We start from the raw sequence: 11,693 nt of genomic DNA on the forward strand, positions 1-11,693 counted from the left end.
TCTATCCCTGACAGGCAAGGAGATGGAAGCATGGGCGATAAACTGTATGGCGGGATAGAGGCTGGCGGCACGAAATTTGTCTGTGCCGCAGGTTCGGGGCCGGACGACATCCGGCATACGCTCAACATCCCCACTACCGCACCCGAAGAGACCTTCGCTGCCTGCCGCGCATTTTTCGATCGTGTAATCGATGAGGAGGGGCCGATGGCAGGTCTCGGCATCGCCGCTTTCGGGCCGGTGAATGTCGACGCGGCATCGGCTCAGTACGGCATCGTTGGCCGCACGCCAAAGCCCGGCTGGCCAGGCGCGAGCTACCTGCAGGCCTTTTCCGGCTATGGCGTGCCGGTGAAGGTCAGCTCCGATGTCAGCGGCGCGGCGCTGGGTGAATATCTTGCCCAAGTCCGGGTGGGTGCGGGGCAGGGTGCCCGGTCACTGGCCTATGTCACCGTGGGCACCGGCATAGGTGCCGGGCTGGTGGCGGAAGGCAAGGTCCTTCAGGGCACGTCCCATTACGAGTTCGGCCACATCTATCCGCCGCGCCATGCGGATGACCCGTTCGCCGGGCGCTGTCCCTATCATGGGGCGTGCCTGGAAGGTCTTGCCAGCGGCCCGGCGATAATGGACCGCTGGGGCAAGTCGCTGTCGGAATTGCCGGACGATCACGTCGCCCACGAGATCGAGGCGTTCTATCTCGCCCATCTCGCCGTGGTCATCACGCTGACCCACATGCCGGAAAAGATCATCTATGGCGGCGGTGTGATGAAAACGCCGGGCCTGATCGACCGTGTGCGGCGGAAAACGGTTGAGCTGCTGAACGCTTATGCCGACGGGCCATCAGCGGGGGACATGGATGTCTATATCGTGCCGCCGGGCCTGCCGGATGTGTCGGGCATTGCCGGGGCGCTGGCGCTGGCCCGTCAGGCGGTTGAAAACGCAGGCTGAATTACTGCAGCACCAGTTCCGCGTGGAGGGCGCCGGCCGTCTTCATCGTCTTCAGGATGTCGATCATCTCGCGCGGGGAGACGCCGAGCGCATTGAGGCCGGAGACGAGGTCGGACAGGGTCACGTTCTGCTGCACCGTCGCGATATTGCCGGGGCCGGTCTCGAACACGTCAACCGTGGTACGCGGGACCACGATGGTCTCGCCATTGCGCGAGAACGGGTTCGGCTGGGAGACGACCGGCGTCTCGGTAATGCGGATCGACAAATTCCCCTGGCTGACGGCGACGGTGGAAACCGTGACGTCCGCCCCCAGAACGATGGTGCCGGAGCGCTGGTCGATGACGACGCGGGCCTTCTGGGCCGGCTGCAGGGTAATGTTCTCGATACGGCTGATCAGGCGCGCCGGGTCGACACCGTCTGCCAGCGACAGCTCGACCGTACCGGCATCCATCATCCGCGCGATGGGCGCGCCGGAAGACTGGTTGATCGCGGTCTCGACACGTTCTGCGGTGGTGAAGTCCGGATCGCGCAGGGCGAGACGAATGCGCGGCATCTGGGCGAAATTGAACTCGATTTCCTTTTCCACGAAGGCGCCGCCCGGGATCGTGCCTGCGGTCGGCACGCCCTCGACGACTGACTCTGCATCGCCCTCTGCCTTGAAGCCTGAGACGAGGACCGAGCCTTGGGCAACCGCATAGATCTGGTTGTCGGCGGCGTTAAGCGGCGTCATGACCAGCGTGCCGCCCGACAGCGACTTGGCATCGCCGATGGAGGAAACGGTGACGTCGATGCGCGAACCCCGGCGGGAAAACGGCGGCAGCTCTGCGGTGACCAGCACGGCAGCGACGTTGTTCGGACGGAAATCCTCGCCTTGTACGTTGACGCCGAGGCGTTCAAGAATGTTGGCGAGAGCCTCTTCCGTATAGGGAGAGTTGCGCAGCGTATCGCCCGTGCCGTTGAGACCGATGACAAGGCCATAACCGACGAGGTCGTTGCCGCGCACGCCTTCCACATCCACGAGATCCTTCAGCCGCACATCGGCGCTGGCGGGCGACAGGGCTGTAATGCACGCGCCAATCGCGAGGGTGAGGGCGGCTGCTGCTCTTTTCATCATGGTGATGCTCATATTGTGGTTCGTGTGCCGGTTAAAGTTGGCTAGCGGATAAAGTTGGTCAGGTTCAGGGCGGAGAGGCGGGAGGTGAGCAGGTAGCTAGTCTCCAGCTGTGTCTCCAGCTGTTTCAGTTCAGTAGCCGCTTCATACTGGTCGCGGCCGACAAGGGTCTGGTAGACGGCGCTGAGAACCGTGCGCTCATGGCTGTCATTGTCGACACTCTTCTCAATGGCGCCGAGTGTAACGCCGAGCCTGGCTTCCATATCGAGAATACCGGCGCGGCCGACCTCAAGGCTGTCGATCCCTGCCGTGACCACGGTGCGATAATCAGTGCCAGGCTGCGCCATCGGCAGCGACTTGTTGGCCGCCAGCACGGCGAGGCCGCGGATCGTGTCTTTAATCGCCTGATCATCCGCCTTCACCGTATAATCGACACGGGTACCGTTGCCGAGCACGAGGCTGGAGGCGTTGTTCGCGCCGCCCTGATAGATATTGGTCTGGAACCCGCCTGCCGGATCGTTGAAATAGGTATCGAGCGCGGCGTTGACGACCGCCGGATCGCTGGACGACATGATGATCGCCTCGACATCGGCGAGCAGGTCCTGCGCGGAGGAAAGCGGCGCAGTCTGTGCCGCATCACCGGAGAAGAGGGTGCGATTTCCCTGGCTGACATTGAGCATGGAGAAGACGCTTTCCAGCGCTACTTCAGCCTCGCTGGCGATTGTCCGCATACCGGTTGAATCGCCGGAATCGACCATAGTCAGCGCCCGCGCGCCGATATCGTCGAACGCGCCGCGCACATTGCCGAGGGAGGTGACCATCGTCTCGACACGGGCCGAGACGAGCCCGTAGAGCCCGATGCGGCTGTCGATGTCGTTGAGGCCTTTCTTGATCAGGTTCGCCTCGCCGATCTTTGCGCCGGTGGCGGCGGGGATGTCGGCGTGCTTGCCGGTCACGGCTTCGAGCGAAGCATCCTGCATGCGCGCACGCATCTCTGTCGTCGCCTGGTTCATGCGCGTATAGGTCAGAAGATTAGGCACGCCCTTGATCATCTTATATCTCCATCAGGCTGCGCATCATGTCGTTGACCGCCTGGATGACGCGCGCATTGGCAGCGTAAGCCTGTTCGATCATCAACAGCGCCTGCATTTCCTGGTCGGTATCAACGGCGCTGACCTTCAGTTCCGCCTGCGCGAGGATGTCGGCACGGGCCATGGCGGAAGCGGTGGTTGCCTCTGCCCGTGTGCGAGCTTCGCCAACGGCGCCGTTCACTTCGGCAATGGACTCCGCCATAGAGAAATTCCCCGGCAGGCCAGCGCCGCCGAGGGATGAATTCTTGGTCGTCAGCGCATCGATCATGTTGTTGAAGATCGCGCCATTGCCGGTCGGGCCTTCGGCGGTAGCATTGATGCCATCGCGCAGCCGCCACAGGTCGCCGCCTAGGGCCGGGTCGACGGCGGCATTGATCGACAGGCGGCCTGCAAGGCCGGCAATGTCCGCCGGATTGAGCGCGGCCCCGTCATCGGTGAAGAGGCCTGCGTCGCCAGCCGTCAGCGTCGGGTCGATGCCTGCGCTTTCGAACCGGCTGACGAGATCGGCGGCGAGGGCATCGACCTGTGTCTGGAATTCCGGCGCGATGCGGTCGCGGATATCGAAATAGCCAGCCATGCCCCCGGACTGGATCGCCATCTGGCTTGATCCGCCGGGCGTGATATCGACCCCATTGACGCTGAGGCCGGAAAGCCCTGTCGTCGGATAGCTGTCCCCGGCAGTGATTGCAGAGGTGCGGGTGAATTCGACCTCGTGGACTTTCTCCGACAGCAGGTAAACGCCTTCGCGCGTCATCAGGTGGACCTGGTCATTATCGCTGCGGATCACCTTGACGGGGACAAGTCTCGAGACGTCGTCGATCAGCGCTTCGCGCTGGTCCTGCAGGTTGGCAGCGGCCTCGCTCGCCGGATCGGCGCTCATCAGGCTCTTGTTGATCGTGCGAATATCCTCAAGCGCCTTGTTGATCGTTTCGACACCGGCGGCGATTGCCTCGTCTGCGGCAACGCGCTCCTGGATGATCATGTCGTTGAGGTTGTTGAATTCTGCGGTCAGGTCGTTCCCTGCAAGGAGGAGCGCATTCTGCAGCGCTGCAGACTCCGGCGTGACCGACAAATCGGTCAGGGTCGATTCGAAATTCTGGAAGACGGAAAAAAGTCCGTAGCCGGTCTCAGGGTCGCCAAGGGCCTGGCTGAACTGGATGCGGCTGTTCGCCGTGACATCGGCGCGGGTATAGGAGGCTTCGGCGATGCGCCGGTCGGCGGTCAGGACAAGGTCCTGCGCCCGGTTGACGCCGGAGGATATCACGCCGCCATAGGCACGCTCCGCAACGGACAAATCCCGGCGTGCATAGCCGGGATTGTTTGCGTTGGCGACGTTGTTCGACGCGATCGAGGCTCTCAGCGCTGTCGCTGAGAGCCCGGATGTCGCGTTCGAAAGGGCACGTGATATACTCATTGTATCGCCTGTTGATGCGGATCGGGACGATCCATCAGTTTACGTCAGGAACCTTTTACCGTTTCAGGTTGGTGGTTTCCTGCAGCATCTCGTCAACAGTCTGGACGATCTTGGCGTTGGTCGAGTAGGCCCGCTGGGTCTCGATCAGGTCGGTCAGTTCGGCAGCAATATCGGTCGTCGATTCCATCAGGGTGAAGCCCTGTGTGGTGCCGACGGCGCCTGTGCCGGAATCCCAGAAGTAGACCTCACCGGAATCGCGCGACAGGGAATAGGCTTGGTCGCCCTGCGAGGTCAGGCCGTTCATGTTCGGCACATCGGCTACCGGGATCTGGTAAAGGGTGCGCCGCAGGCCGCTTTCATAGACGGCTTCGAGCATGCCCTTGTCGTCGATCTCGATCGACTGCAGTTCGCTTATGGGCGAGCCGTTCTTGGTCACGCTTGTCGGCGAGAAGGCAGCATCGAGCTGGGTCAGGCCATCGCGGCTGCCGGCGGTACCGACATAGAGGCTGACCGGTCCGTGTGCGGCGTTGATGGTAATCTCGCCGCTGGTCGCGTCATAGGTCGCGCCGGCACCGCCGGTGACCGTGTTCACCGTGCCGCCATTGGCAAGGCCGGTGTTGAAGTCGATGTCGAAGGTCGCGATCGGCGCACCGGGGTTGGCGCTGTCGCTGACCGAAACGGTCCAGGCGTTGCTGGCACCTGCACCCGGCACGGTCGGCGAGAAGCTGAGCGTCAGCGTCTCGGAAGAACCGAGGCTGTTGAAATATTCGACCGGCAGGTCGAACGGGGCGCCGGTAGCACCGGCCTCTGTCGCGGCAGAAGGCAGGTTGACGCCGAGATTGATGGTGGTCGTCGGCGAGGCGACGAACTGGTTCGCGGCAACGTTCACCGGCTGAAGGCCGGTGGCGGAGTTGCGGCTGACAGAAGGAATATTGCCGCTGGCATCGGCCGGCCAGCCGAGCAGGTAAAGGCCACTCAGCGTCGTCATGAAGCCCTGGTCGTTCGGGGTGAACGAGCCGGTCGGCGTCAGCATCAGCGTGCGGCCCGCAGCAGAGGCGGTAACGCCATTGCTGTCCGTGACCGGCAGCATGCCGCGGCCATCGACGGCGATGTCGGTGGAGTTGCCGGTATTGATCAGGGCGCCCTCGGCATCGACATTCTTGTAGGAACGGGAGGAGACGCCACCGGCGCTGTAGCCGGTCTGGCCCTGGTTGAGCACCATGGCGGAGAAATCGACTTCGCTCTGCTTGTAGCCGATCGTTGCGGAGTTGGCGATGTTGTCTGAGATGGAAGCAAGGCGCGAGGCATTGGCCGCAAGGCCCATTACCCCCGCATTGAGGGAAGAAGAAATACTCATAGCAAAATCCTATCGCTGTATGATGCGTCAAGGATTGTGCACTGTGGTTAACAAAGGGCTAACGGATTGTTTTCAATCCATTGATACCTGTCTGCGGGGCCGGAAGGATGATCTGCCTACTGCAGGATGGTGATCGAGATCCGGCGGTTCTGTGGGGCGTAGATATCCTCTGCGATCAACGGATCGGTCGCGGCCTTTCCGGCAACTTCCGTGATCTGCCCTGCCGGGAAACCGGCGTCGATCAGCAGGCGGCGGGAAACGTTTGCGCGATCGGTCGACAGCTCCCAGTTCGAATAGCCATTGGTCGAGCGATAGGGGCGCGCATCGGTGTGACCGACCAGCTTGATGTCATTGCTGATCTTGCCGAACGAACCGGCGACCAGCACCAGCAGGTCTTCCAGCAAGGGCGACGCGTTGGCGTTGCCACTGGCAAACAGCGGCGAGCCGTCTGACTCGACAAGTTCGATCACCAGGCCCTCGGCTGTCATCTTCATCATGATATGCTCGGAAATCTGCGCGGCTTCACCGGCAAGCTTTTCCTTCAGGCTCGCAACGCTGTTCGCGGTAACGCCGTCAACTTCGGTTTTGGCTGTCTCACCGGCATCCGTGGCGGAATATTCCAGCCCCAGATCGGCGACATCGACCTTGCTGTTGCCGTCGTAATATTTGATTTCCTTGGAGCCGATCCCGTCTTGCGCCATCTGCTTGTCGCTGAAGACAGACGAGCCATTGAGCGCGTCGGAACCGCCGCCGGAAATCCGGCTGATCGGGATCGACGGGTTGAAATAGTCGGCGATACCCTTGCGCTGGTCTTCGGTCGTGGCGTTAAGCAGCCACATCAGCAGGAAGAAAGCCATCATTGCGGTGACGAAGTCGGCATAGGCCACCTTCCACGCGCCACCATGGTGGCCAGCGGCGATGACCTTCTTCTTACGCTTGATGATTGGTTGAACCTGGTTTGACAACGCCCCGATACCCATACGCAACTACACGATAACAGGGTGAACACTAACCGATTGGCGTAAATACTCATTTACACGGATAGTCGGCATTTCCGCATGGCTGTTAACCTTTCCTAAACCGGTGAATGAAGACAATCGCGGCTTCAGGTGTCACGCAAATCAGAGCATGCCGGAAACATGGGTTCCATCCTGCGCCAGAAACTGACGGCACAGCCGGCTGTCACAGACGAGACCAAGGGGTTGCAGCCCCTGTGGGACGGTTTTGCGCGCCTCGTCACCCGCCGCCTCGAGGAGGAGGAAATCGGCGCTGTGATGGTCAAGTCGATTTCATCCAGGCGCGTAACGTTCGAGGAATATCGCACAGGCAATGATGGGGCGCAGGCCGTGTTCCTGATGGCGTCGAAAAATGTGCCCGCCGCCTGCATCGGCCATGTGTCGAGGGAGCTGAGCGCCATTATTCTCGGCCACAAGACTGGCGATGACAGCCTGTCCGGTGAAGATGCCCAGAGCCATGAGCCGGGCATGCTCGATGTGCTGTTGCTGCAGCCGATCATGACGGCGCTGTTCGATGGCTTCAAGCAATCCTGCGATGGCCTTGAAAAGGCGAGCCCGTTTTCCGGTGCGGCCTATCGCAACGGCATGACCAGGCTTTCCGCCATCGCGATCGAGGATGAAAAGGCACCGCTGCTGGCGCTGACTTTCGATCTTACCATCGGCCTCGACAAGAGCGCGCCGATGACTTTCCTGATGCCATACCAGCCGATCGAGAAACTCTCGATCCTGCTCGCCAATGCGCCGTCGAAATCCGTCGATGATCCGGAAGATCCGTGGCCGCCGCATATGCTGAGTGCGGCCATGTCCGCCCGCGTCCAGCTGCGCGCCGTCTTGGAGCGCTGCCCGATGACGATTGCCGAATGCGCGCGCCTTGAGGTCGGCCAGGTCATTCCGCTGCCGGGCGTCAGCCTGAACGAGCTTTGCCTCGCAGCCTGGGCCGATCAGGGGCATCTGCCGGTGGCGACGGCGGCACTGGGCGTGATGAAACAGTTCAAGGCGGTCAAGCTGATGAGCGATCCGTGCGAGGAATTCATTGCCGATTTCGCCAACGCGTCCTGAGGAACTGGGCGCCGAGAGGCGAGGGGGATGACAACAAGAGTGTGGCCGGCAAGGGACAGGTAAGGTTTCTTAAGGCAATCCGGCTTTCGTTAAGAAGTGTTTACGCTTTGTAAACCATCAAAAGGTTAATGCAGTACCATGAACGCAATGCTGGGCCTTTTCATTACTCTGGTCATGGTCTTCGGCGGCTACATGCTCGCCGGCGGCAAACTGGGTATTATTCTGCACTCGCTGCCATACGAGATGATGATGATCGGTGGCGCGGCGATGGGCGCCTTCGTCGCCGGCAACTCCTTTGGCACGATCAAGCATGTCGGCGGCGACATCATGGCCGTGTTCAAGGGCCCGAAATGGAAGAAGAACGACTACCGCGACCTGCTCTGCCTGATGCACGACCTCGTCAACGTGCTGCGCCAGAGCCCGGTTGATGTCGAAGCCCATATCGAAGCGCCGCAGGAATCCTCGATCTTCCAGAAATATCCGAAGATCCAGAAGGACCATCACGCGGTCGAGCTGATCTGCGACACGATCCGCTCCATGATCATGAATTTCGACAATGTCTATCAGGTCGAGGAGCTGCTGGAAAAGCAGCTCGAGACGATGGAAGAAGAGGCGCTGCACGGCGCCCATGCCCTGCAGAACATGGCGGATGCTCTGCCGGCCCTCGGCATCGTCGCTGCCGTTCTCGGCGTCATCAAGACGATGGCCTCGATCGACAAGCCGCCAGAGGTTCTCGGCCAGATGATCGGCGGCGCGCTCGTCGGTACCTTCCTTGGCGTTTTCCTCGCCTATGGTATCGTCGGCCCGTTTGCTGCCTATGTGAAACATGTGCGCGAAGAGGAGCACAGCTTCTATGCGCTGATCCGTGAAGTGCTCGTCGCCTCCCTGCACCAGCACCCTGCCAATATCTGTATTGAGGTTGCACGCCGAAACGCTCCAAAAAGGGTTCGTCCAAGCTTTGTCGAGATCGACGAGGCATTGAAAGAATCCAAGAAGGCGGCTGCATGACGCGGATATTTGCATCGCTACTCCTCTCCACGACCATCAGCCTCGGCCTCACCGCCGGGGCATTGGCGCAGGATGAGGGCGAGAACCAGGATAATGGCGAACAGGCCGGTAGCAACCTGACGCGTACTGAAGATGCGCTGGAGCGCATCCTGCAGGACGCACTGGAAGAGGGCTATGTGTCCCTGCGAGGAGAAGAGGGCGAGGCGCAAGACGCTGGTGCATCCGAACCATCCCCCGTGAGTGCACCTCAGGGCCAGACGGTTGTCCTCACGCCCCCCTCCAATGACGGCTATGCCGATATCGGCGCCATCCTTCAGGAAACAGGCTATACCTCATCCGATGAAGCGCGCCCTGTCGAAACGCTTGCTGCCACGTGCCAGGATAATGACCTTTTTGCCTTCCGTGAACGTGCCTACTCCTGGGAAGAAGCTTCCCGCATGCAGGTTGCGATTGCGGGCTCGGCCGCTGCACCGGACGCGGAATCCTCGATCCGGCTGGCCAAGCAGTATCTGGCCCTCGGATTTGCCGAGGAGGCGATGTCCCTCGTCAAGCCGTTTGCCACAAATGACCGTGCGCGGACGATCCTCTATATGGGCGAGACTGTGGCCGGGCGTATCAGCGATTCCAATATCCTGAAGTCCGTCGACGCTGCCTGTTCCGGTCCGGCCCGTCTGTGGCGGGCGGTTGCCCTGATCGATTTCCAGCCCTCCACGGCCGTTTTTCTCTCGGGCTCGCTCGATAACGAGCTGAAACAGCTGCCGCCGCATCTGCGGGTCGACTTCGCGACGCGTCTTGGCGTCACCGCCGCTGAAAACGGCCAGTGGCTTCTCGCGCAGAAACTCTATGATATCGCAACGGAAGAAAGCCTGCCGAGTACCACGCAGGTCATCTATCTTCGTGCGCTCATCAGTGCCCATAACGGCGTTGATGTCGATATCGCCCTCAACACGGTAGAGCGCTTCGCCCAGCAGGAAGGTCCACTGCAGGCACAGGCTATCCTGATGCTGAGCGAACTGCAGCCGCAACAGGAAGGCGAGCATTACCCGGGCTATTACCGCGACCTGGAGAATGTCGCCGTACGCAGGAATGGTGCACCGCAGAGCTTCCCGGAGGCTTTCATGGAGGTGCGTCTTGCTGCTGAGACCGGCAAATACTCCCGTGCCGTCGATATCGCCGCAGAATATCAGTACCCGACGATTGCCGACCGCAACACGATGAAGTCGACCCTTGCAGGCTTGTTCGAAACGGCGTTGTCGCGCACCAGCGCCTCGACGCGCTTTTCTGCGCTCAATGGCTATCTGGCCCATCGCCCTTTCTTCGATGGCATTGATCGCGAGGCCGCTTTGAACATTGCAGCAGCAAAGGCCGCGCTGGACCTTGGCTTGCCCGAGCATGCGATATCCCTGATGCAGCATCTGCCGTTCGAGACACTGGGCGAGGAAGAGCGGAAGCTTCTCGCGCAGGCCTATGTCGAAGACCGCCGGTATAGCGAGGCGCTGTCGCTGGCGCGCGGCAGCGACGATCCGGTGATGATGGCCGTGTCTGCCACGGCCCTGCACCGGCTGGGGCGTGACCGTGAGGCCATCGAGGTTCTGCGCCGCGGGCCGGGCACCATGCGCAATCTTGACCGGCAGGCCAGCATTGCCTGGGCTTCCGGCCAGTGGGCGCAGGCGCGCGATGCCTATGCAGCCATGCTCGTCGAAAATGCTGATAGCGAGATCGAGGCACGTCATGCCCTTGCCAGCTACATGTCCGGGCAGAAAGGGGCACTCACCCAGTTGCCGACCCGCTCCAGCATACAGGCGCTGGAGAAGATCCTTTCAACGCATCCGGACGATATGATGATATTAGGGGAGGTGCTGACCAGTGGATAGCGCAGCCTATATGACCGTATCGCGGCAATCTTCCCTGTTGCGGGAGATGTCGTCGATTGCCAACAACATCGCCAACGTCAACACGACCGGCTACAAGAAAAGCGGCTTCCTGTTCACGGAAGTCGTAGATCGCCTGTCGGCCGCCGACAATGAGGGCAATGTGGACAATGACTTGTCCGAAGGCAGTGTCGGCACGCAATTTTATTCAACCGAACAGGGCTTTCTCGACCAGACGGGCGGTGTGCTGGACCTGGCGATCGAAGGCGATGGCTATTTCGTCGTACAGGGACTGAACGGCGAGCGCCTGACACGCGCCGGTGTTTTCATGCTCAACAACCAGCGCCAGATCGTCAATCCGGAAGGCATGCCCCTGCTCAGCGCCGAGGGTGAGCCGTTCCAGATCCCGATCGATGTTGCCCAGATCGCTATCGCCCAGGACGGTACGATCAGTACGGATGGTGATCCGGTCGGGCAGATCGTTGTAGTCGATACGCCGCCGGGCATGATCACGCGCGAAGGTTCGAACCTCTGGCGCCCCCTTGACGGTTTCGATCCTGTCGAGGGCGAAGTCCGCATCATGCAGGGCTATCTCGAGGGATCAAACGTGCAGCCTATCATGGAAATATCCCGCCTCATCGAGGTGCAACGCAATTACGAGATGAACCAGAAGATTCTGGATCAGGAAGACCAGCGTGTCAGTGATGTCGCAAGGACGATGCGTCAGGGCTGATAGGCGAAAAGACAGCAGGCTGCGAGGATAGCGCTTGCGAACAGGGCATACGGATCAATCGATCCGCAGACTAGTGAAGGGTACAGGACGT

General features: G+C 60.9%; 10 protein-coding genes. 5 read left to right on the forward strand and 5 right to left on the reverse strand.

The genetic code is table 11. The annotated features are described in order from the left end of the window. Positions 1-30: 30 nt before the first annotated feature. Positions 31-942: an ROK family protein gene (locus tag FF098_RS00160; RefSeq protein WP_155135633.1), complete on the forward strand. Its 912-nt coding sequence runs from the start codon at positions 31-33 to the stop codon at positions 940-942. A gap of 1 nt (position 943) precedes the next feature. Here FF098_RS00160 and FF098_RS00165 read toward each other — a convergent pair whose 3' ends face one another. The 5 genes from FF098_RS00165 to FF098_RS00185 all read right to left on the reverse strand — a co-directional run bounded on the left by FF098_RS00165 (position 944) and on the right by FF098_RS00185 (position 6,880). Beyond that, positions 944-2,056: a flagellar basal body P-ring protein FlgI gene (locus FF098_RS00165; protein ID WP_229714492.1), complete on the reverse strand. Its 1,113-nt coding sequence runs from the start codon at positions 2,054-2,056 to the stop codon at positions 944-946. A 41-nt stretch (positions 2,057-2,097) separates the two neighbouring features. Beyond that, complete coding sequence (locus tag FF098_RS00170) at positions 2,098-3,105, reverse strand: flagellin (RefSeq protein WP_155135639.1); 1,008 nt, start codon at positions 3,103-3,105, stop codon at positions 2,098-2,100. Between the two features lies 1 nt (position 3,106). Further along, complete coding sequence (flgK, locus tag FF098_RS00175) at positions 3,107-4,558, reverse strand: flagellar hook-associated protein FlgK (RefSeq protein WP_155135643.1); 1,452 nt, start codon at positions 4,556-4,558, stop codon at positions 3,107-3,109. 55 nt (positions 4,559-4,613) lie between these two features. Next, positions 4,614-5,915, reverse strand: coding sequence for a flagellar hook protein FlgE (locus FF098_RS00180; RefSeq protein ID WP_155135646.1), 1,302 nt, complete (start codon positions 5,913-5,915; stop codon positions 4,614-4,616). Between the two features lie 116 nt (positions 5,916-6,031). After that, entirely contained in the window at positions 6,032-6,880 is an 849-nt protein-coding gene (locus tag FF098_RS00185) for a flagellar motor protein MotB (protein WP_205967315.1), read from the reverse strand. Between the two features lie 174 nt (positions 6,881-7,054). Between FF098_RS00185 and FF098_RS00190 the strand changes: the two genes are divergently transcribed. The 4 genes from FF098_RS00190 to FF098_RS00205 all read left to right on the forward strand — a co-directional run bounded on the left by FF098_RS00190 (position 7,055) and on the right by FF098_RS00205 (position 11,602). Continuing rightward, a complete protein-coding gene (locus FF098_RS00190) occupies positions 7,055-7,990 on the forward strand; it encodes a FliM/FliN family flagellar motor switch protein (protein WP_155135652.1) in 936 nt (311 codons plus the stop codon). Positions 7,991-8,128: 138 nt separating this feature from the next. After that, positions 8,129-8,998 (forward strand): flagellar motor stator protein MotA, encoded by an 870-nt coding sequence (gene motA / locus FF098_RS00195; protein ID WP_155135655.1) that lies wholly within the window; start codon positions 8,129-8,131, stop codon positions 8,996-8,998. Then, a complete protein-coding gene (locus tag FF098_RS00200) occupies positions 8,995-10,872 on the forward strand; it encodes a tetratricopeptide repeat protein (RefSeq protein WP_155135658.1) in 1,878 nt (625 codons plus the stop codon). Before motA ends, FF098_RS00200 begins: the two co-directional genes overlap by 4 nt. Positions 10,873-10,882: 10 nt before the next feature. Then, a complete protein-coding gene (locus FF098_RS00205) occupies positions 10,883-11,602 on the forward strand; it encodes a flagellar hook-basal body complex protein (RefSeq protein ID WP_155135661.1) in 720 nt (239 codons plus the stop codon). Positions 11,603-11,693 lie beyond the last annotated feature (91 nt).

The sequence above is a fragment of the Aquisalinus luteolus genome, from assembly GCF_009712425.2.
Taxonomy (GTDB): Bacteria; Pseudomonadota; Alphaproteobacteria; order Caulobacterales; family Parvularculaceae; genus Aquisalinus; species Aquisalinus luteolus.

What these genes read in the sequence shown, in the direction of transcription:
- FF098_RS00200 (WP_155135658.1), top strand. Translation starts at nt 8,995, where the DNA reads ATGACGCGGATATTTGCATCGCTACTCCTCTCCACGACCATCAGCCTC.
- FF098_RS00160 (WP_155135633.1), top strand. Translation starts at nt 31, where the DNA reads ATGGGCGATAAACTGTATGGCGGGATAGAGGCTGGCGGCACGAAATTT.
- FF098_RS00205 (WP_155135661.1), top strand. Translation starts at nt 10,883, where the DNA reads ATGACCGTATCGCGGCAATCTTCCCTGTTGCGGGAGATGTCGTCGATT.
- FF098_RS00165 (WP_229714492.1), bottom strand. Translation starts at nt 2,056, where the DNA reads ATGATGAAAAGAGCAGCAGCCGCCCTCACCCTCGCGATTGGCGCGTGC.
- FF098_RS00170 (WP_155135639.1), bottom strand. Translation starts at nt 3,105, where the DNA reads ATGATCAAGGGCGTGCCTAATCTTCTGACCTATACGCGCATGAACCAG.
- FF098_RS00180 (WP_155135646.1), bottom strand. Translation starts at nt 5,915, where the DNA reads ATGAGTATTTCTTCTTCCCTCAATGCGGGGGTAATGGGCCTTGCGGCC.
- FF098_RS00190 (WP_155135652.1), top strand. Translation starts at nt 7,055, where the DNA reads ATGGGTTCCATCCTGCGCCAGAAACTGACGGCACAGCCGGCTGTCACA.
- flgK (WP_155135643.1), bottom strand. Translation starts at nt 4,558, where the DNA reads ATGAGTATATCACGTGCCCTTTCGAACGCGACATCCGGGCTCTCAGCG.
- motA (WP_155135655.1), top strand. Translation starts at nt 8,129, where the DNA reads ATGAACGCAATGCTGGGCCTTTTCATTACTCTGGTCATGGTCTTCGGC.